Here is an 18,199-nt window from a genome sequence, read left to right on the forward strand (position 1 = left end):
TTGCGGCAAGTGTCATGCCGCGGCACGCGAGCCGCCACGCTGCAACAAGGGCCACGTGCGCGGGCGACCGCGGCAGTTGAAAGACAGCCGTTGGCAGGTCGGGTACGGCGGCTCGGTGACACCCTGATACGGTTTTGTCAGCGCCCGACTACGCGCGTCAGGCGGCCCTCACCACAGTTCCCTGGTGGCGACGACAGACGTGGCGCGCGGTGTTCCTTACGCTGGAGTCCAGCCTCCCAAGGAGCATCACCATGAAGCGCCACACCCCCGCCGCCCTCGCTTTTGCCATCAGCCTGGCCGCTGCCACCACCCTGATGGCGCAAGCGCCGTCCGTGGATGTGGACGCGGTCACCAACACACCGGCGCTGCGCGTGCAGCAAGCCGGCGGCGTGCAGTTTGTCAACGGCGGCGCCGGCGAGCAGGAACGCGCCGCGATGAAGTCCCTGCAGAGCGAGTTCCCGCTGCAGATCGCCTTCAGCGGCCAGGGCGGCGAATACGGCGTGGCGGACGAGGTGCGGGTGCGCGGCGACAAGGGCCCGGTAATGGCTGTGTCCAAGGCCGGGCCGCTGCTGATGGTGAAGGTGCCGCCGGGTCGCTACACGGTGGAGGCCGACTTCAATGGCAAGACGCAGCGGCGCACCGTCAACGCCTCCGGCCATGTGGTGCACTGGTCCAGCCCGCTGGTGTCCTCCAACTGAAGCAGCGGCCTGAAAGCACAACGGGGCCCGTGGGCCCGTTGTTCATTTCGCCGTCGGCATCACGAACTCCGCCCCCTTGGGCGTGCTCTCCGGCCAGCGCTGCATGATGGACTTCTGCCGGGTGTAGAAGCGCACGCCTTCTTCGCCATAGGCATGCATGTCGCCGAACAGGCTGCGCTTCCAGCCGCCGAAGCCCTGCCACGCCATCGGCACCGGAATCGGCACGTTGATGCCCACCATGCCCACCTGGATGCGGCGTGCGAACTCGCGCGCCACGTTGCCGTCGCGGGTGAAGCAGGCCACGCCGTTGCCGAACTCATGGTCGTTGACCAGTTGCACGGCTTCAGCGAAATCCTTCGCGCGCACGCAGGCCAGCACCGGGCCGAAGATCTCTTCCTTGTAGATGCGCATGTGCGGCTTCACATGGTCGAACAAGGTGCCGCCGGTGAAGAAGCCCTTCTCGTGGCCCGGCACCTTGTGGCCGCGGCCATCCACCACCAGCTGCGCGCCTTCTTCCACGCCCTGCGCGATGTAGCCCTCGATGCGGTCCAGCGCCTGCGCCGTGATCACCGGGCCCATCTCGGCGTCCAGCTCCATGCCGTTCTTGATGGTCAGCGCCTTGGCCCGCTCGGCCAGCAGCGGCACGATCTTGTCGGCCACCTCGCCCACCAGCACCGCCACGGAGATCGCCATGCAGCGCTCGCCGGCCGAGCCGTAGGCCGAGCCGATGAGGGCATCCACGGTCTGCTCGAGGTCGGCATCGGGCATCACCACCATGTGGTTCTTGGCGCCGCCCAGCGCCTGCACGCGCTTGCCGAAGTGGGCACCGCGTTCGTAGATGTAGTGCGCGATCGGCGTGGAGCCCACGAAGCTGAGCGCCTTCATGTCCGGATGCTCCAGCAGCGTGTCCACCGCCAGCTTGTCGCCCTGCACCACGTTGAACACACCATCGGGCAGGCCCGCCTGCTTGAGCAGCTCCGCCATGAAGAGCGAAGGGCTGGGGTCGCGTTCGCTCGGCTTGAGCACGAAGGTGTTGCCCGCCGCGATGGCGATCGGGAACATCCACATCGGCACCATGCACGGGAAGTTGAACGGCGTGATGCCGGCCACCACGCCCAGCGGCTGGCGCAGGGTCCAGTTGTCGATGCCGGTGGACACCTGCTCGGTGTAGTCGCCCTTGAGCAGCTGCGGGATGCCGCAGGCGAATTCCACGATGTCGATGCCGCGGCTGACCTCACCCTGCGCATCGGTGAACACCTTGCCGTGTTCGCTGGTGATCATCGCGGCCAGGGTGTCGCGGTGCTGGTTCAGCAGCGCGAGAAACGCGTTGAGCACGCGCGCGCGCCGGATCGGCGGTGTGTCGGCCCAGGCCGGGAAGGCGGCCTTCGCGGCTGCCACCGCCGCGTTTACCTCGTCCACGCCGGCCAGCGCCACCTGGCGCGCCACCGCCCCGGTGGCGGGGTTGAACACCGGCTGGGCACGCCCGCTGGTGCCGGCGACCACGGCGCCGTTGATGTAGTGGCCCACCTCGGTGGTGGCGGTGAAAGCTTCGGGTGCACCCATGTGTGTCTCCTGGTCCTGCGACAGGCCCCACTGTTCACCTTTGGCGCCTGCGGCGCAATGCCGCAGGGCTGGATTCATTGTTCACGATGGCAAACAATACCTGCATGGACGACCGAAAGATCGAATCGCTGTGGGCCCACGTGCACTGGCTCACCGTGCTGGGCCAGCAGGGCAGCTACACCGGCGCGGCCCAGCGCCTGGGTGTGAGCAAGGCGGCCATGAGCCAGCGCATCAGCGAGCTCGAGCGCGCCGCCGGCGTGCCGTTGGTGCGGCGCACCACCCGCAGCGTGCGCCTCACCGAGGCCGGCCAGCAGCTGGTGGACAGCACGCTGGGGGCCTTCGAGCAGATCGCGCGCAGCTTCGAAGGCGTGAAGGACCTCGCCGCCGCGCCGCGCGGGCTGCTGCGCCTGACCGCGCCGGTGGCGCTGGCGCGCCAGCAGATCGTGCCGCGGCTGCCGGAGTTCCTGCGCCGGCATCCGGAGGTGCGCATCGAGCTGGATCTGTCCGACCGGCTCAGCTCCTTGGCGCAGGAGGGCTTCGACCTCGCCATCCGTCACAGCGCGTCGGTGCCCGACACCCATGTGGCCTGGACCTTGTGCCGCACCCGCTCGCTGCTGGTGGCCAGCCGGGCCTACCTGCGCCGGCGCGGCACGCCCCAGCATCCGCAGGAGCTGGCCCAGCACGACTGCCTGCACTACCTGCGGCCACAGGACACCGTGGCCTGGAGCTTCCAGCGCCGCGGCAGCCCCGCCGGCAGCGACAAGCTCACCGTGGCGGTGAAGGGCCCGTTCGCCGCCAACAACAGCGAGGCCCTGCGCGAAGCGGCGCTGGGCGGGCTGGGCATCGCATTGCTGCCCGACTTCAGTGCGCAGGCGCTGGGTGGCGGCAAGCTGGTGGCCGTGCTGCCGGACTGGCAGCCCGTGGGCACCTATGGCGAGCAGCTGTACGCGGTGCGGCCCTACAGCGCCCAGGTGCCTCGCGCGGTGCAGGCGCTGGTGGGCTATTTACGCGAGGCGTTCCAGGACGGCTTCGCGACCGGGCCGTGAACCCTGCTCTCTGCCGCGCACGCTGCGTTCACTCGGGCGCGTGGCACACCGCTTCGACGTTGTTGCCATCCGGGTCCAGCACGAAGGCGCCGTAGTAGTTCGAGTGGTAGTGGGCGCGCACGCCCGGCTTGCCGTTGTCGGTGCCGCCGGCGCTCAGCGCGGCGGCATAAAAGGCGTCCACCTCCACCCGCGAGCCGGCACGCCAGCACAGGTGGCTGGGGCCGGACGCCGGCTCGGTGGTGACGAACCAGGTGTCGATCTTGAAGCCCACGCCGGGCATCTCGGCGCCGAAGCCGAGCACGCCGGTGCCCTCGTGCACCGCCTCATAGGCCACCCGATAGCCCAAAGGCGCCAGCGCCTGGCGGTAGAACTCGCGCGTCCTCGGCAGGTCGCGCACACGCAAGGTGATGTGGTCGATCATGGTGCTCCTCCCACAAAAAAAGCCCACCCCGGTGAAGGGGTGGGCGTTCAAGTCCTCAGAAAGGACGTCGTTGGGACCGGTACCAGCGCCGCTGTCGCTTCGGCGCCCTCAAACACTGAACAAGCTGCGACCCACTCTAGGGGCCGGGTCATTGCACGGCCATCCCCAATACGAGGGAACGGCGCACCCATTCCGGGCACGGACGGTGCTATCCCGGTGCACCCACGGCGCAATGGGCCGCTGCCAGGTCCCACAGCGCGGCGCCGCAGCTCTTGAAGAGAACGGGGCCGGCGGGCCCGCCGCTGGCCGCGGTCACCTCGCCGAGCAGCGGCAGCGCATCACCATCCAGGCCGGCCTGGGCGACCTCGCCCGCCTCGTGGCGCGCACGGGCGGTGTCCAGCACCACCCGGCCGCGGGCGGCGATGTGCTGCACCACCGGCGCGGCCACTTCGGCCATGGCCGTGGTGAAGCCGCCGATGGCGGCGACGAAGGCATCATCGCGCGGCGGGCGGTCCATGCAGACCGTGTTGGCCGGCGTGGCACAGATCACCAGCGGGCAGCGCGCCAGCGCCGCGTCCAGGTCGGTGGCCCGGTGCACCGTGACCCCCAGCGCCTGCGCGGCTGCCATCAGCCGCTGCTCACCCTCGGCACCGCGCGAGCGCAGCCACAGCTCGCGCACGCCCAGCACCTCGTGGAACACCTGCAGGTGCGCCAGGGCCTGGGCACCCGCGCCAAACATCAGCAGCGGCCCGCCCGGCTGGGCCGCCAGCCGGCGCGCGGCGATCGCGGTGACGGCCGCGGTGCGCCGGGCGGTCAACACGGGCCCGTCCAGCAGCGCCAGCCGCTCGCCGGTGTCGGTGCGCAGGACCAGCACGTCGCCCAGGATGGCGGCCAGGCCACGTGCGGGGTTCTGCGCGTTGTAGGTGATGAGCTTCATGATCGCCAGCCCGCCCGCCTCGGGCGTGCTCCACGCCGGCATCAGGAACCAGCGCGTGTCCGGGGCGATGCTGTGCACGGAGCGCTCGGGCACCTGCACCTGGCCCTGGTGCTGCGCCGCCAGCACCTGTTCGATGGCGGCCATCAGCGCGGGCCAGGGCAGGGCCCGTGCGGTGGCGGCGGCGTCCAGCAGCTTCATGCGCCGCCTCCCACCAGGAAGCGCGCCGCGGCGTCCAGCGCCTGCATATCCTGCGCCACCGCCCCCGGCGCACCGCCCTTGCCCCACAGCGCACCGGCCCAGCGCATGCCCATGAACTCGGCGCACAAGCGCACGCTGTCGATCGCCGGCTGGGCCTTGGGGCGGTCGCCGCTGGTGGTGATCAGCGCCAGCGGCTTGCCGGCCATGCGCGCCTTGAAGTCCAGCCCCGGCACCCGCAGCCAGGCGCTCCAGTGGTCCAGGTAGAGCTTGAGCGGCGAGGGCAGGCTGTACCAGTAGATCGGTGCCACGAACACCAGCTCGGTGGCAGCGAGCGTGGCGTCCAGCAGCTGGCGTCCGTCGCCCTCGGGCATCGGGTAGTCGCCGCGGCCGTGGCGGTGGTCCTCGAAGGCCGGCAGCTGCAGGCCGCGCAGGTGCAGCCAGGTCTGCGTGACGTCGGCCGGCAAGGCGGCAGCGGCGTGGCGCGCCAGGGCTTCGGTGTTGCCCAGCACACCGGGCAGGCGGGTGCTGGCGAGCAGGAACAGCAGGTGTCGTGATGTCATCGGGCCATCATACGAAGGCGTGCCCAAGTGCGCCGGTCACTGGCCATTGCAGCGCACCGGGCCGCACAATCCGCCCCATGAGCACCCCCACGCCGTTCGGCGAACAAGACCTGGCCCGGCTGCAGGCGCTGCTGGACGCACTGCCCCAGCCGCTGGAGCCGCTGGACGTGACCATGCTGGACGGCTACCTCTGCGGCGTGCTGCTGCAGCCCAAGCGCCCGCCCGAAAGCGCCTGGTTCCCGCATGTGCTGGACGTGGACGGCCGTGCCCCGCCGGCGAAGTTCGACGTGGAGCCGCTGCGCGCGCTGGTGCAGCGCCGCCTGGCCGAGCTGGACGACGCCATCGAGCGGCGCGACTGGTTCGACCCCTGGGTGTACGAGTTCGACGAGGAAGCATCGCCCTCGGAAACCGTGATGCCGTGGGTCGCCGGCTTTGCCACCGCCTGCGCCATCTTCCCGGCCCTGATGGAGCTGAACAACCCGGAGCTGCTGGAGCCGCTGGCGCTGCTGTACATGCACCTGGACCCGGACGACCTGGAGGACGCCGACGAGCTCATCGCCGAGATCGAAACCCTGGAGCCGCCGCAGGAGCTGGCCGAGGCGGTGGAAGGGCTGGTGCGCAGCACCTTGCTGCTGGCCGACGTGTCGCGGCCGCTGAAGAAGAAGCCGGCGCTGCGTCCCGGCGGCGGGGCGGCTCGTAAGTCCGCCCAAGGCCGTGGCAAACCGCCCCAGCGGCCCCGCCGCGGCTGAAGAACCATGAGCTCCCCGCCCACCACCGACCTGGCTGCCCTGATGGCCCGCATCGTGCTGAAGGACCGGGCTGCCTTCGAGCAGCTCTACCGCCTGACCAGCGCCCACCTGCTGGGCGTGGCCACGCGTATCCTCGGCAGCCCGGCGCGTGGGGAGGAGGTGCTGCACGAGGCCTACATGAACGTGTGGCATGGCGCGGGCAGCTACCGCCCCGGTACCGCGACGCCCATGACGTGGATGATCAACATCGTGCGCAACAAGGCGATCGACACGCTGCGCTCGAACGCCACCGAACGCGCCACCACGGTGCCGCTGCCGGACGAAGGCGCCGAAGCGCTGGCCGGCGCCGCGGCGGACGGCGAGCAGCCGCAGCACCTGCTGGACAACAGCCTGCAGCGCCTGCAGATCGACACTTGCATGGGCCACCTGTCGGCCCAGCAGCGCCAGGCGCTGGCCCTGGCCTACTACCACGGCCTGATGCACAGCGAGATCGCCGAACGCCTGGGCGCGCCGCTGGGCACCGCCAAAGCCTGGGTGCGGCGCGGCCTGGCCCGCCTGAAGGACTGCCTGGTGGCCGCCGGCCTGGAAGCCGCATGAGGCTGAGCCCTGAAGCGATCGAGCTGCTGGCGCGCGAGTACGCCCTGGGCACCTTGCATGGCGGCGCCCGGCGCCGCTTCGAGGCGCTGCAGCGCGAGTCGCAGGCGGTGGCGCACGCAGTGGCCGGCTGGCAGCAGCGCCTGGCGCATCTGGCGCAGTCGGTGCCCGCCATCCAGCCGTCGCCGGCCTTGTGGCAGGGCCTGGAGCAGCGCCTGTTCGCCCCGGCCGCTGGCACGCCGCGCGCCGGCTGGCGTTTCTGGCGCTGGATGCTGCCCTCGCTGGGCGGTGCGTTCGCCGGCGCCGCGCTGTGCCTGCTGGTCCTCACACAGCAACCGCAATGGCTGGGCCGCGAAGTGGCGCAGGGTGAGGGCCTGCCGCAAAGTTATGTCGGCCTGCTGAGCGACGCCGCCGGCAAGCCCGTGGTGCTGGCCAGCTCCACCCGGCATGGCCGTCAGCTGCAACTGAAACTGCTGCAGCCGATCGCCGTGCCCACCGGGCAGGTGGCCCGCCTGTGGGCGCTGCCCTCCGACGGCCGGGCGCCCTTCGTGGTGGGCGTGGTGCCGGCCGGCGGCAAGGCCAGCATCACCCTGGCCGACAGCGCCGAGCGCCTGTTCGCCAAGGTGCCCCGCCTGGGCGTGCGGCTGGAGCCGGCGGACGCTGCCTTGGCGCCCCCCAGCGCCGCGGCGGAGAACTTTGTGGTGAGCGGCCCCTGCGTCAAGCTGTGGTGAGTGCATCCCGGCGCCGGCTCACTCCGTAGATGGATCAGGCGGCCGATTTGGCCGCCCCTTTCAAGGAGATGAACATGACGATGTCCCGCCCCGCCCGCCTGTGTGCCCTGGCCGTGTATGGCCTGCTGCTCGCCGCCCCGGCCCTGCCCTCGCTGGCCGCGGACTCCACGCCCGCACCGGCCGCCAGCGACCCATTGGCACCCGCGCGTGCCCAGCTGGCCGCCAAGCACTGGCAGGCGGCGATCGAGGAGCTGCAGCGCGTGAACGCCACCGGCAGCGCCGACTGGAACAACCTGATGGGCTACTCGATGCGCATGCGCAAGACGCCGGACCTGGATGCAGCCGAGCGTTACTACGCCGAGGCACTGCGCCTCGACCCCAAGCACCGCGGCACGCTCGAATATTCCGGCGAGCTGGCGCTGATGAAAGGCGACCTGCCCACCGCCGAGCAACGCCTGGCCGCTTTGGACAAGGTGTGCACCTTCTCCTGCGAGGAATACCGCGACCTGAAAAAGGCGATCGCGGCCTACAAGGCCAACGGCAACAAGTACGTCGCCAAGGCCGACTGAAGCGCCGGCGGCGTCAGCCGAAGTGGCGCCTGGCGTGCACACCCAGGCCCTGCGCCACGCTGGCGAAGCGGTCGCCGCGTCGCACTTCGGCCGACGGGAAACACGCCGCGATGCGCTCGGTGAGCGGCTTCAGCCCGGTGGAGCCGCCGGTGAAGTACAGCACGTCGATCTGCGCCGGCGCCAGGCCGGCCTGGCGCACGGTGTCCACACCCGCGTCCACGATGCGCTGCAAGTCCGCCTCCAGCGCCGCCGTGGCCTGTGCCTCACCCAGCTCGGCGGTGAGGCCGCTTTCGATCAGGCCGAGGTCGATCGAGGTGGCGCCACCGTCGGCGACCGCGATCTTGGCGGCTTCGGCCTGTGCCGCCAGGGCATGGCCCAGCCGCTCGTTGACCACGTGCATCAGCCGATCATGCAGGCGCGGGTCGCCATAGAAGGGGCGCATGCCGCGAAGCTCCGCCACCCGTGCGGGGGCGTACACGGTGTTGATCAGGTGCCAGGTGGCCAGGTCGAAGTACACCCGGTTGGGCACCTCGCGCGGCGATTGCCCGCGCACGCTCGGCCCCAGCGTCCGGTAGCCGCAGCTGGGCAGGATGGCGGCCAGCTCCACGTGGCGGTCGAAGTCGGTGCCGGCAATGTGCACACCGTGGTTGGCGAGGATGTCGTCCTTGCGTTCGGCGCGGGCCCGCCGCGCCGGGCCCACGCGCACCACCGAAAAGTCCGAGGTGCCGCCGCCGATGTCGGCCACCAGCACACGCTGCTCGCGCTCGGCGCGCTGTTCATAGTCCAGCGCGGCGGCGATCGGCTCGTACTGGAACGCGATCTCGCTGAAACCCACCGAGCGGGCCGCCGCCTCCAGCGCCGCCTGGGCCTGCGCATCGCGTTCGGGCTCGCAGTCGACGAAGAAGACCGGACGCCCCAGCACCACCCGCGTCAGTTCGCCGCCGGCGTCGCGTTCGGCCTGCTGCTTCAGGTGCCTCAGGTAGCCGGCCACCACGTCCAGATAACGCACCGCGCGCCCGCCACCCACGTCGGTGCTCTGCTCGATCAGCGCGGAGCCCAGCACGCTTTTCATCGAGCGCATCAGCCGGCCGTCCAGCCCGTCCACATAAGCGGCCACCGCGGCGCGCCCATAACTGCGCGGCAGGGGCTCGTGCGGGCTGCCGCCCTCGACCGCATAGAACACCGCCGTCGGCATGGTGCGGTAGCCGGGCTCCAGCTCCACCAGCGCCACGCCGTCGCCCTGCGGCAGCGCGATCGCGGAGTTGGAGGTGCCGAAGTCGATGGCGCAGTAGGAGGCGGGCATGATGAAAAGCAGCAGCCCGCTGCCGGTGAAGGCAGCGGGCTGCAGGAGTCGGGGGAGGGGCGGCGATTCTAGTGAATTGCCGCCGCGAGCGTGCCGCGCCCTGTCAGGCGCTCACCATCGCGCGCGGCCGCACGGCAGCGCTCACGTCGCCGCAGAAGCCGAAGTCCATCTCCGGCCGCAGCCCGCTCATCAGCTCAGCCAGGGCGCGGCCCGAGCCGGCGCCGTGGGTCCAGCCCAGGGTGCCGTGGCCGGCGTTGAGCCAGAGGTTGGCTATCTTGCTGCGGCCGATGTAGGGAATGTTGGTCGGCGTGCTGGGCCGCAGGCCGGCCCAGAAGTTGGGCTCGGTGGTGTCCGCCACGCCGGGGAAGATTTCTTCGTAGCGCTGCACCAGCGCATGGCAGCGCACCTTCGCGGTCGGCGTGTCCAGGCGGGTGTCGTAACCGGCGAGTTCGGCCGTGCCGGCGATGCGGATGTGGTCGCCCAGGCGTGAGATCGCGATCTTGCGGGCGTCGTCGATCATGCTCACCACGCTGGCGCGCTCGGGGTGCTTCAGGCGCAGGGTGGCGGAGTAGCCCTTGGCGGGATAGATGTTCAAGGTGATACCCAGCGGGCGCAGCAGGGGCGCGGTGAAGCTGCCCATCGCGGCCACGTAGTGGTCGGCGGTGAGCGTCTGGCGCTTGCCGGTGCGCTGGTCGCCCACCCGCACGCCGCTCACCTGTCCACCGGCGCTCTGGATCTCGACGATGTCGTGTTCATACAGGAAGGTGGCGCCGCGCTGGGCGCACAGGCGCGCGAGCTCGCGGGTGAACACCCAGGCGTCGCCCGACTCGTCGCTGGGCGTGTAGGTGCCGCCATGCAGGCGCGGCCCGAAGCTCGCCAGCGCCGGTTCGACCTTGAGCACCTCCTCGCGGCTGAGCACGCGCCGGTCCACGCCGTGGCGGCGCATCACCTCGGCCGCGGCCGCGCCGGTTTCCAGATCGTGTTCGCTGCTGAAAAAATGCAGGATGCCGCGCTCCACCCGGTCGTACTGGATGCCGGTCTGCGCCACCAGCGCCTTCAGCGAGGCATGGCTGTAGCGGCCCAGCGCCACCAGCTGCTGCACGTTGCGTTCGAAGGCGGCGTCGGTGCACTGGGTGAGGAAGCTCAGGCCCCAGATCCACTGGCGCGGGTCCAGCTTGGGCCGGAACAGCAGCGGCGAGTCGTCGCGCAGCAGCCACTTGGCCACCTTGAACGGGGCCGCGGCATTGGCCCAGGGCTCGCAGAAGCTCACCGAGATCTGCGCGCCATTGGCCTTGCTGGTTTCCATCGCGGCATCGGGCTGGCGGTCGATCACCGTGACCTCGTGTCCTTGCTCCAGCAGGTACCAGGCGGTGCTGATGCCGATGATGCCGGCGCCCATCACGATGACCTTCATGCGGATGTCCTCTTCAGAAAGCTGCAAACACAGTGTGGCGCAGGCGGTGGCCCGGGCGATTGGACGATTGTCCACACGCCCGCGCGGATAATGAACAGCCATTCACGGTTTTCCCCATCCATTAGCCACTCTTATGCGTGACCTGGACCCCGCCAACCTGGACTGCCTGGCCGCGCTGGCGGATGAAGGCAGCTTCGAGCGCGCCGCGCAACGGCTGGCCGTGACGCAGTCGGCGGTGTCGCAGCGCCTGCGCAGCCTGGAGGCCGGCGTCGGCGCGCCGTTGGTGGTGCGGGCGCGGCCGCTGCGCCTCACCGAGCCGGGCAAGGTGCTGCTGCGTTTTGCGCGCCAGTGGCATGCGATGCGGGCGGACCTGGCGCGGGAGCTGGGCGCCGGCCTGTCGGTGCAGGAGCGGCTGCCGATCGCGGTGAACGCCGACAGCCTGGCCACCTGGGTGCTGCCCGCGCTGGACGCCCTGGTGCAGGAGGGCCAGGAGCGCGGCTGGAGCCTGGAGCTGGTGGTGGACGACCAGGACTTCACCCACGAGTGGCTGCGGCAAGGCGCGGTGCTGGGCTGCGTCAGCACGGTGGAGCAGGCATTGCGCGGTTGCCAGGTGCTGCCGCTGGGCATGATGCGATACGCCGCGGTCGCCAGCCCGGGGTTCGTGCAGCGCTGGCTGCCGCAGGGGCTGACGCGCGGCAACTTCGCCCAGGTGCCCTTTCTCGTGTTCAACCGCAAGGACGACATGCAGACCCAGTGGGTGGCCCGCGCCTTCAGCGTGCGGGAGCCGCGCCTGCGCGAATGCCATGTGCCGGCCAGCGAGGCTTATCTGCGGGCGGTGGAGATGGGCTGGGGCGTGGGGGTGTTGCCCGAGCTGCAGGCGCGCGAGGCCATCGCGCGCGGCTCCCTGCAGGTGCTGCACCCGGAAGTGACCGTGCCGGTGGCGTTGTACTGGCACCAGTGGCAGCTCCAGACCCCGGCCGATACGCCGGGTGGCCGGCTGGCGCTGCTGAACCGGGTGGGCAGCGCGCTCGCCGCGGGCGCGCGCAACGCCCTGGGGCCGGACGGGGGCGGCCCCGCCACGCGCCGGCGCGCTCAGCGCGGCGGGCGTTCGCCCCGCTGAGGCGCCCCGGCGTCGCGGCGCGGCGGCGCAGGCCTGTTGACGCCGGCGCCGGCGCCGCTCGGTTCGCTCGGCAGGCGCAACAGGCTGCCCGCCGGGTCACCCGGCTTGCGGGTCTCCGGCCAGCCGGGTTCGGCCGCGGCGAGCCAGAGCGCGCTGGTGACGGCGGCGGTGACGGTGGCCCAGGTCAGGGCTTGAAGGGTGGCGTGGCGCATGGGGGGATCGCTTTGGTGACAGCCTATCCCCGGGGTTCTCCCGAAGCCATCCACCAAAGTGGGGAAGTGCCCACCTCAGCAGCGCCAAAACGCAACGACTTGCAAGCCGGGCGGCGCCGTTGCGCAGGCGCGGCGCTCCTGCGTGAAGTGCTGCCAGAAACACCCCGCAAGTCGCGTGCATTTCGGCCGATTGATACATCCAGGTACATCTCACACTGCCTCATCCACCGCCCGTCTGCATCCAAGGGGTCTGTCATGCGCAACGACGAACCGTCTGCCTCCTTCCTGGCCCGCTGGATGCGTGCCCGGCCCGCGGCGGTGCTGGACGACCCGGCGGATTACGGCACCGCATTCGGCCTGGACCTGAGCATGGCCGAAGGCATCCCCCATCCGGTAGAGCCGCTGCCGGCGCATGCAGCCAAGGCCGGCGACGGCTGGCTGGCGCGCTGGCGCCGCATCACCTGATCAGACCTCGATCAGCTTGAGGGGCTGGAAGCCGTCCGGCTCGCCCTTGGCCTGCAGGCCGCGCGCCTGGCTCACCACCCGTGTGACGCGGCCGTCGGGGTGCGCCACCTGGTAGTCATGGCGGCAGTGCAGGTGGCCGTGCAGCCACAAGTCCACCCCGGGCAGCAGGTGGTCGTCGGCATTGCAGAAGCTCGCCGTGCCCGATTGAGCCCCGTAGCGAGGGTCGGTGCTGCGGAGGCTGGGCGCAAAGTGAGTGATTACCACCGTAGCGTCGCATGGTTCGTCGCCCGGCTGCGCCAAGGCGCCAGCCAACCATTCCCGGCAGGCGAGTGCTTCCTCCCGGACCGCGGCGGCATCAAAGGGCTGGCCACCCAGCGTGGCCCGCATCACCTTCTGGAAGTAAGCGCCTGCCCTCATGGCCTTCTTCCGGCCGGCCGGGCCGAACAGGTCGAAGTCGCACCAGCGCACGGTGCCCAGGAAACGGATGCGGCGACCCTGGCTGTCGCTCAGCACCGCGGAGGCACGCTCCAGCAGCCGAAGCCCCAGGCTGGCGCAGCGTGCGTGCAGGCGCGGCCAGGCGTCCATCAGCTCCCGGTCGTCGAATTCGTGGTTGCCTGCCACGACCAGCACCGGCACCGGCCAGCCCGCAAAACGCTCCAGCGCGGCCCAGCGGTTGTCGATGTCGCCCGCCAGCACCAGCAGCTCGGCGCCGGCGGCCGGCTCGGGATCAAAGGCCTCGCTTTCCAGGTGCAGGTCAGACAGCAGCTGCAGCTTCACGGCACCTCCCTGCAGACACGCTCGGCGGCCCCGCGGAACGGAGGGCGCGCGCGGGCTACGCGCCGTGGCACTGCTTGTACTTCTTGCCGCTGCCGCAGGGACAGGGGTCGTTGCGCCCGACCTTGGGCGTGTCGCGCCGCACCGGCTCCACCCGGAAGCGGGCTTCGCTGGTGAGCTCCCACAGGTCGGCCACCGCCAGCACCAAGTCCTCCACCGCCTCGTCCACCGTGGCCAGCGGCACGGCGTCGTTCAGTGCTTGCACGATCTCCCGGTCTTCGTCCGTCTCGGGCGGCAGGTGGCGGAACACCCGGTCGAGCGCGCTCACCACCTCGTCCTCGTCCAGCGAGGTGAGCTCAGGGAATACCGTGGTGGCGTACTGGAACCCGGCGACCCAGGAAAACAGCGGCCGAGAGATTTCGGGCATGCCTGCCCACACGTCGGCGGCGTCGCTGCCCGCCTCCGGGTCGGGCTCGGGCATGCTTTCGTGCAGCACCGGGTCGAACCAGCCGTCCTCGGCCATGCCACGGTTCAGCGCGGCGTGGCGCTTTTCCAGCAAGGCGGTGCAGCGCGCCAGCCAGGCGGCGTCCACCGTGTCGGGCAAGCTGCGGCCCTCGAGGTCGAACACCGGCGGCAGCCACTCGGTCCGTTCGATGAGGCGGGGCTGCGCCAGCACGCCGCACAGGTAACCGTCGAGCATGACGATGTCCAGCGGCTCCAGCGGAGCGGGGGTGTCGGCGAGCAGGTTGTCGAGCTCGTCCAGTTCCTGGTCGTTGAGGTCTTGGGCCATCGGGTCATTGTGCCTGCCGAGGTGTGGCGCGGCCGCAAAAAAGCCGCCCGCGGGCGGCTTCCTGATGGGCCGAGCCGCGCTCAGGCGGCGAGCTGGGCCTCGATCTGCTGCTTGCGCGCGGTGAGCTCGGCGGGCAGCTTGTAGGCCAGCTGCTGGAACAGCTCGCCGTGCAGCTGCATCTCCTGCAACCAGGCGGCCTTGTCGATGCCGATCACGGCGTCGAACTGCTCGCGGCTGAAGTCAAGGCCGTCCCAGGTGAGGTCCTCATAACGCGGGCTCACGCCGAACACATGCTCCACGCCGCTGGCCTGGCCTTCCACCCGCTCCAGCATCCACTTGAGCACACGCATGTTGTCGCCATAACCGGGCCACACGAACTTGCCGTCCGCACCCTTGCGGAACCAGTTGACGCAGAAGATGCCGGGCAGCTTCGCACCCTGGCCTTCGAGCAGAGCACCGAGCTTCAGCCAATGCTGGAAGTACTCGCTCATGTTGTAGCCCATGAAGGGCAGCATCGCGAACGGGTCGCGCCGCACCACGCCTTGCTGGCCGGCCGCGGCGGCGGTGGTTTCCGAGCCCATGGTGGCGGCCATGTACACACCTTCCACCCAGCTGCGCGCCTGGCTCACCAGGGGCACGGTGGTGGAGCGGCGGCCGCCGAAGATGAAGGCATCGATCGCCACGCCCTGCGGGTTGTCCCACTCCGGGTCCAGCACCGGGTTGTTGGTGGCGGCCACGGTGAAGCGGGCGTTGGGGTGCGCCGCCTTGGCGCCGGTGCTCTTGGCGAGCGCGGGCGTCCAGTCCTTGCCCTGCCAGTCGGTCAGGTGCGCGGGCGGCTCGTCCGTCATGCCTTCCCACCACACGTCGCCGTCGTCGGTGAGCGCCACATTGGTGAAGATCACGTCGCGCTTCAAGGAATCCATGCAGTTGGGATTCGTCTTGTAGTTGGTGCCCGGCGCCACGCCGAAATAACCCGCTTCCGGGTTGATGGCGTAGAGCTTGCCGTCGGCCGCCGGCTTGATCCAGGCGATGTCGTCACCGATGGTGGTGACCTTCCAGCCTTCGAAGCCATGCGGCGGGATCAGCATCGCGAAGTTGGTCTTGCCGCAGGCGCTGGGGAACGCAGCCGCCACATGGTGCTTCCGCCCTTCGGGCGAGGTGACACCCAGGATCAGCATGTGCTCGGCCAGCCAGCCCTGGTCACGCCCCATGGTGGAGGCGATGCGCAGCGCGAAGCACTTCTTGCCCAGCAGCGCGTTGCCGCCGTAACCGGAGCCATAGCTCCAGATCTCGCGGGTTTCGGGGTAGTGGACGATGTACTTGGTGGGGTTGCACGGCCAGGCCACGTCCTGCTGGCCGGGCTGCAGCGGCGCGCCCACGGTGTGCACGCAGGGCACGAAGTCACCGTCCTCGCCCAGCACCTCCAGCGCCGCCTTGCCCATGCGGGTCATGATGCGCATGTTCACCGCCACATAGGGGCTGTCGGACAGCTCCACGCCGATGTGGCTGATGGGCGAGCCCAAGGGGCCCATGGAGAACGGCACCACGTACAGGGTGCGGCCGCGCATGGCGCCGCGGAACAGCGCGTTCTCGCCGGTCTGCAGCAGTGCCCGCATCTCGTCCGGCGCCATCCAGTTGTTGGTGGGGCCGGCGTCTTCCTTTTTCTGGCTGCAGATATAGGTGCGGTCTTCCACCCGGGCCACGTCGCTGGGGTCGCTCCAGGCCAGGTAGCTGTTGGGGCGCAGCTCGGGATTGAGTTTCTTGAAGGTGCCGGCCTTGACCAGCTGCGCGCACAGGCGGTCGTATTCGGCCTGGCTGCCGTCGCACCAGTAGACCTCGCTGGCTTCGGTGAGCGCGGCCACTTCGGCCACCCAGGCCACCAGGCGGGCATGGTGGACGTAGGCCGGTACGTTCAGGCGCAGGCCTTCCATCACGGGACGGTTCATGGCAACTCCAATCATCGATATGTCGAAAAAGCGGGATTGGGCGAGGCCCCTGACACACATCACCAGGGGACTCGCCCAATGCCGCCCGATCGGATCGGGAGAATGGCCTGAAAGTTACACGGCAGTTTCCGCGCCCGGCCTACCGGTTACCACGTACAGGGCCGTGCGCCATTGTCATTCCAGTGTAATTGGCAGGTAACCGCCAGAGTCCGGGGGGTCATGCAAATCGCTCATGGGCGAATGCAAAGGACTTTTGCTCGTTTTGAAGGGAACGAGAGGGGCACGGAGACGCCGCCGCGGCGCGAGTGGACGCCTTCGGCGCGACACTCCCGCATCCCGGCCCCGACTTGCCCGCCGCTGAATGACCGCACCCACTTTTCGCCTGGCCAGTGTCAACGTGTCGCTGGCGCAACCCCTGCAGATCGGCGACCGCACGGTGATGTCCGGCATCGGCAAGCGTGCGGTGACCGGCCCGGTGGCCGTGCGCCCACTCGGGCTGGAGGGTGACGAGCAGGCCGACCTGTCGGTGCACGGCGGCCTGGCCAAGGCGGTGTACGCCTATTCGCTGGTGCACTACCCGGTCTGGCAGACGCTGCGGGCGCAGGCAGGCGTGGCCGCCTGGGGCACAGCGCTGGCGCCGGGCGCCATGGGCGAAAACCTCAGCTTCGAGGCCGGCCCGCTGGAAAAGGACGTCTGGGTGGGCGACGTGCTGCGTTTCGAGCACTGCCAGCTCATCGTCAGCGAGCCGCGTTTCCCCTGCTTCAAGTTCAATGCCGCGATGGGCTTCAACAAGGCGGCCAAGCTGATGGCGCAGTCGGGTTACTGCGGCTTCTACCTCGCGGTGAAGCAGCCAGGCCCGCTGCAGGCTGGGGATGCGTTCGAGCTGCTGCCCGGGCCGCGTGAGCTCAGCATCATGGAGCTCTTTCGCACCAAGGCGCACCGCATCACCTGAGCAGGGATGCGCTGCGCCCGACGCGGCAGCTCGTTCAGGCCTTCACCGCCTGCTCGTCCAGGCTCGGGTAGTCGGTGTAGCCGCGTGCCCCGCCGCCGTAGAAAGTCTTGCTGTCCGCGGGCGCCATCTGGGCGCCTTCGCGCAGCCGCCGCACCAGGTCGGGGTTGCTGATGAACGGCCGGCCAAAGGCCACCAGGTCGGCACGCCCGCTGGCCACGGCGTCCAGCGCCATCTGGCGGTCGTAGGCGTTGTTCACCATCCACGCGCCTTCGAAGCGGCGGCGCAGCTGCTCGTAGTCGAAGGGCGCCACGTCGCGCGGGCCGCCGGTGGCACCTTCCACCACATGCAGGAAGGCCAGCTTCAAGGGCTGCAGCTGCTCCACCGCGGCGTTGAACAGCGCTTGGGGGTCGCTGTCCTGCCCGATGTCGTTGCTGGGGGTCACGGGGCTCAGGCGCAGGCCGGTGCGGCCGCCGCCGATTTCCGCGCTCACCGCCTGCATCACCTCGCGCAGCAGGCGGGTGCGGTTCTCGATCGGCCCGCCATAGGCGTCCGTGCGGTCGTTGCAGCTGTCGCGCAGGAACTGGTCGATCAGGTAACCGTTGGCGCCGTGCACTTCGACGCCGTCGAAGCCGGCATCCATGGCACGCCGGGCAGCGTCGCGGTAGCTCTGTACCAGGGCCGGAATCTCCTCGGTGCGCAACGCCCGTGGCACCGACACCGGCTCGAAGCCCTGGGTGGTGAACGTCTTGGTGTGGGCCGCCCGCGCCGTGGAGGACACCGGCACGTCGCCCTTGGGCAGCAGCGACACATGCGAGATGCGGCCCACATGCCACAGCTGCACCACGATCTTGCCGCCGCGCTGGTGCACCGCGTCGGTGATGCGCCGCCAGGCCGCCACCTGTTCGGCGGAATAGATGCCGGGCGTGTCCAGGTAGCCCTGGCCGTCGGGCCGGATCTGGGTGGCCTCGGTGATGATGAGGCCGGCCCCCGCACGCTGGGCGTAATAGGCCTCGGCCAGGGCCGCCGGCACGCGGCCGGGCGCCGCGCGGTTGCGGGTGAGCGGCGCCATCACGACGCGGTTGTCGAGCTGCAGCTCGCCGGCCTGGAGGGGATCGAACAAGGTAGGCATGCCGCCAGGGTAAGGAGTTTGGCGATAA

At 70.2% G+C, this 18,199-nt stretch carries 20 protein-coding genes; 9 read left to right on the plus strand and 11 right to left on the minus strand.

Annotated elements, in window-relative coordinates:
* Positions 1 to 251: 251 nt before the first annotated feature.
* Positions 252 to 698, plus strand: coding sequence for a carboxypeptidase regulatory-like domain-containing protein (locus VPH43_RS16370; protein ID WP_328578795.1), 447 nt, complete (start codon positions 252 to 254; stop codon positions 696 to 698).
* A 42-nt stretch (positions 699 to 740) separates the two neighbouring features.
* On the opposite strand, the gene VPH43_RS16375 is transcribed toward VPH43_RS16370, so the two are convergent.
* The gene (locus tag VPH43_RS16375) at positions 741 to 2,261 is read right to left on the minus strand and encodes a CoA-acylating methylmalonate-semialdehyde dehydrogenase (RefSeq protein WP_328578796.1); all 1,521 of its coding nucleotides are present in this window, start codon (positions 2,259 to 2,261) and stop codon (positions 741 to 743) included.
* A 104-nt stretch (positions 2,262 to 2,365) separates the two neighbouring features.
* On the opposite strand from VPH43_RS16375, the gene VPH43_RS16380 reads away from it, so the two are divergent.
* Positions 2,366 to 3,307 (plus strand): LysR family transcriptional regulator, encoded by a 942-nt coding sequence (locus VPH43_RS16380; RefSeq protein WP_328578797.1) that lies wholly within the window; start codon positions 2,366 to 2,368, stop codon positions 3,305 to 3,307.
* A 28-nt stretch (positions 3,308 to 3,335) separates the two neighbouring features.
* Here VPH43_RS16380 and VPH43_RS16385 read toward each other — a convergent pair whose 3' ends face one another.
* The 3 genes from VPH43_RS16385 to VPH43_RS16395 all read right to left on the minus strand — a co-directional run bounded on the left by VPH43_RS16385 (position 3,336) and on the right by VPH43_RS16395 (position 5,423).
* The gene (locus VPH43_RS16385; protein WP_328578798.1) at positions 3,336 to 3,728 is read right to left on the minus strand and encodes a VOC family protein; all 393 of its coding nucleotides are present in this window, start codon (positions 3,726 to 3,728) and stop codon (positions 3,336 to 3,338) included.
* Positions 3,729 to 3,936: 208 nt separating this feature from the next.
* The gene (locus VPH43_RS16390; RefSeq protein WP_328578799.1) at positions 3,937 to 4,863 is read right to left on the minus strand and encodes a delta(1)-pyrroline-2-carboxylate reductase family protein; all 927 of its coding nucleotides are present in this window, start codon (positions 4,861 to 4,863) and stop codon (positions 3,937 to 3,939) included.
* Positions 4,860 to 5,423, minus strand: a complete 564-nt coding sequence (locus tag VPH43_RS16395) for a flavodoxin family protein (protein ID WP_328578800.1) — start codon at positions 5,421 to 5,423, stop codon at positions 4,860 to 4,862. Before VPH43_RS16395 ends, VPH43_RS16390 begins: the two co-directional genes overlap by 4 nt.
* 77 nt (positions 5,424 to 5,500) lie before the next feature.
* On the opposite strand from VPH43_RS16395, the gene VPH43_RS16400 reads away from it, so the two are divergent.
* The 4 genes from VPH43_RS16400 to VPH43_RS16415 all read left to right on the plus strand — a co-directional run bounded on the left by VPH43_RS16400 (position 5,501) and on the right by VPH43_RS16415 (position 8,066).
* The gene (locus tag VPH43_RS16400; RefSeq protein WP_328578801.1) at positions 5,501 to 6,172 is read left to right on the plus strand and encodes a YecA/YgfB family protein; all 672 of its coding nucleotides are present in this window, start codon (positions 5,501 to 5,503) and stop codon (positions 6,170 to 6,172) included.
* A 6-nt stretch (positions 6,173 to 6,178) separates the two neighbouring features.
* Positions 6,179 to 6,769, plus strand: a complete 591-nt coding sequence (locus VPH43_RS16405; RefSeq protein WP_328578802.1) for a sigma-70 family RNA polymerase sigma factor — start codon at positions 6,179 to 6,181, stop codon at positions 6,767 to 6,769.
* Positions 6,766 to 7,497 (plus strand): anti-sigma factor, encoded by a 732-nt coding sequence (locus tag VPH43_RS16410; protein ID WP_328578803.1) that lies wholly within the window; start codon positions 6,766 to 6,768, stop codon positions 7,495 to 7,497. Before VPH43_RS16405 ends, VPH43_RS16410 begins: the two co-directional genes overlap by 4 nt.
* Positions 7,498 to 7,571: 74 nt before the next feature.
* A complete protein-coding gene (locus VPH43_RS16415) occupies positions 7,572 to 8,066 on the plus strand; it encodes a hypothetical protein (protein WP_328578804.1) in 495 nt (164 codons plus the stop codon).
* 13 nt (positions 8,067 to 8,079) lie between these two features.
* Here VPH43_RS16415 and VPH43_RS16420 read toward each other — a convergent pair whose 3' ends face one another.
* Positions 8,080 to 9,369, minus strand: coding sequence for an Hsp70 family protein (locus tag VPH43_RS16420; RefSeq protein ID WP_328578805.1), 1,290 nt, complete (start codon positions 9,367 to 9,369; stop codon positions 8,080 to 8,082).
* 103 nt (positions 9,370 to 9,472) lie between these two features.
* Positions 9,473 to 10,783 carry a D-amino acid dehydrogenase gene (locus VPH43_RS16425; RefSeq protein ID WP_328578806.1) on the minus strand — a complete coding sequence of 437 codons (1,311 nt, stop codon included), beginning with the start codon at positions 10,781 to 10,783 and terminating at the stop codon, positions 9,473 to 9,475.
* 133 nt (positions 10,784 to 10,916) lie between these two features.
* Between VPH43_RS16425 and VPH43_RS16430 the strand changes: the two genes are divergently transcribed.
* Positions 10,917 to 11,903, plus strand: coding sequence for a LysR family transcriptional regulator ArgP (locus VPH43_RS16430; protein ID WP_328578807.1), 987 nt, complete (start codon positions 10,917 to 10,919; stop codon positions 11,901 to 11,903).
* Here the strand turns inward: VPH43_RS16430 and VPH43_RS16435 are convergent.
* Positions 11,876 to 12,115 (minus strand): hypothetical protein, encoded by a 240-nt coding sequence (locus tag VPH43_RS16435; RefSeq protein WP_328578808.1) that lies wholly within the window; start codon positions 12,113 to 12,115, stop codon positions 11,876 to 11,878. The genes VPH43_RS16430 and VPH43_RS16435 overlap by 28 nt on opposite strands.
* Before the next feature lie 255 nt (positions 12,116 to 12,370).
* Here VPH43_RS16435 and VPH43_RS16440 point away from each other — a divergent pair, with 255 nt between their 5' ends.
* Positions 12,371 to 12,580, plus strand: coding sequence for a hypothetical protein (locus VPH43_RS16440; RefSeq protein ID WP_328578809.1), 210 nt, complete (start codon positions 12,371 to 12,373; stop codon positions 12,578 to 12,580).
* Here VPH43_RS16440 and VPH43_RS16445 read toward each other — a convergent pair whose 3' ends face one another.
* The 3 genes from VPH43_RS16445 to VPH43_RS16455 form a co-directional block, all read right to left on the minus strand.
* Positions 12,581 to 13,357, minus strand: a complete 777-nt coding sequence (locus VPH43_RS16445; protein WP_328578810.1) for a metallophosphoesterase — start codon at positions 13,355 to 13,357, stop codon at positions 12,581 to 12,583. It abuts the gene before it with no gap.
* Between the two features lie 55 nt (positions 13,358 to 13,412).
* Positions 13,413 to 14,144: a UPF0149 family protein gene (locus tag VPH43_RS16450; RefSeq protein WP_328578811.1), complete on the minus strand. Its 732-nt coding sequence runs from the start codon at positions 14,142 to 14,144 to the stop codon at positions 13,413 to 13,415.
* An 80-nt stretch (positions 14,145 to 14,224) separates the two neighbouring features.
* A complete protein-coding gene (locus VPH43_RS16455; protein WP_328578812.1) occupies positions 14,225 to 16,090 on the minus strand; it encodes a phosphoenolpyruvate carboxykinase (GTP) in 1,866 nt (621 codons plus the stop codon).
* Between the two features lie 361 nt (positions 16,091 to 16,451).
* Here VPH43_RS16455 and VPH43_RS16460 point away from each other — a divergent pair, with 361 nt between their 5' ends.
* Positions 16,452 to 17,042, plus strand: a complete 591-nt coding sequence (locus tag VPH43_RS16460; protein ID WP_328578813.1) for an MOSC domain-containing protein — start codon at positions 16,452 to 16,454, stop codon at positions 17,040 to 17,042.
* 34 nt (positions 17,043 to 17,076) lie between these two features.
* Here VPH43_RS16460 and VPH43_RS16465 read toward each other — a convergent pair whose 3' ends face one another.
* Positions 17,077 to 18,171, minus strand: coding sequence for an alkene reductase (locus VPH43_RS16465; protein ID WP_328578814.1), 1,095 nt, complete (start codon positions 18,169 to 18,171; stop codon positions 17,077 to 17,079).
* Positions 18,172 to 18,199 lie beyond the last annotated feature (28 nt).

It is taken from the genome of Ideonella sp. BN130291 (assembly GCF_036231905.1).
GTDB lineage: Bacteria > Pseudomonadota > Gammaproteobacteria > Burkholderiales > Burkholderiaceae_C > CAMLIZ01.

Bases quoted from the DNA above. Each gene is read 5' to 3' on its own strand.
- VPH43_RS16385 (WP_328578798.1), bottom strand. From the start codon at position 3,728: ATGATCGACCACATCACCTTGCGTGTGCGCGACCTGCCGAGGACGCGC.
- VPH43_RS16410 (WP_328578803.1), top strand. From the start codon at position 6,766: ATGAGGCTGAGCCCTGAAGCGATCGAGCTGCTGGCGCGCGAGTACGCC.
- VPH43_RS16450 (WP_328578811.1), bottom strand. From the start codon at position 14,144: ATGGCCCAAGACCTCAACGACCAGGAACTGGACGAGCTCGACAACCTG.
- VPH43_RS16380 (WP_328578797.1), top strand. From the start codon at position 2,366: ATGGACGACCGAAAGATCGAATCGCTGTGGGCCCACGTGCACTGGCTC.
- VPH43_RS16375 (WP_328578796.1), bottom strand. From the start codon at position 2,261: ATGGGTGCACCCGAAGCTTTCACCGCCACCACCGAGGTGGGCCACTAC.
- VPH43_RS16400 (WP_328578801.1), top strand. From the start codon at position 5,501: ATGAGCACCCCCACGCCGTTCGGCGAACAAGACCTGGCCCGGCTGCAG.
- VPH43_RS16435 (WP_328578808.1), bottom strand. From the start codon at position 12,115: ATGCGCCACGCCACCCTTCAAGCCCTGACCTGGGCCACCGTCACCGCC.
- VPH43_RS16395 (WP_328578800.1), bottom strand. From the start codon at position 5,423: ATGACATCACGACACCTGCTGTTCCTGCTCGCCAGCACCCGCCTGCCC.
- VPH43_RS16460 (WP_328578813.1), top strand. From the start codon at position 16,452: ATGACCGCACCCACTTTTCGCCTGGCCAGTGTCAACGTGTCGCTGGCG.
- VPH43_RS16455 (WP_328578812.1), bottom strand. From the start codon at position 16,090: ATGAACCGTCCCGTGATGGAAGGCCTGCGCCTGAACGTACCGGCCTAC.
- VPH43_RS16440 (WP_328578809.1), top strand. From the start codon at position 12,371: ATGCGCAACGACGAACCGTCTGCCTCCTTCCTGGCCCGCTGGATGCGT.
- VPH43_RS16415 (WP_328578804.1), top strand. From the start codon at position 7,572: ATGACGATGTCCCGCCCCGCCCGCCTGTGTGCCCTGGCCGTGTATGGC.
- VPH43_RS16420 (WP_328578805.1), bottom strand. From the start codon at position 9,369: ATGCCCGCCTCCTACTGCGCCATCGACTTCGGCACCTCCAACTCCGCG.
- VPH43_RS16405 (WP_328578802.1), top strand. From the start codon at position 6,179: ATGAGCTCCCCGCCCACCACCGACCTGGCTGCCCTGATGGCCCGCATC.
- VPH43_RS16390 (WP_328578799.1), bottom strand. From the start codon at position 4,863: ATGAAGCTGCTGGACGCCGCCGCCACCGCACGGGCCCTGCCCTGGCCC.
- VPH43_RS16465 (WP_328578814.1), bottom strand. From the start codon at position 18,171: ATGCCTACCTTGTTCGATCCCCTCCAGGCCGGCGAGCTGCAGCTCGAC.
- VPH43_RS16430 (WP_328578807.1), top strand. From the start codon at position 10,917: ATGCGTGACCTGGACCCCGCCAACCTGGACTGCCTGGCCGCGCTGGCG.
- VPH43_RS16370 (WP_328578795.1), top strand. From the start codon at position 252: ATGAAGCGCCACACCCCCGCCGCCCTCGCTTTTGCCATCAGCCTGGCC.
- VPH43_RS16425 (WP_328578806.1), bottom strand. From the start codon at position 10,783: ATGAAGGTCATCGTGATGGGCGCCGGCATCATCGGCATCAGCACCGCC.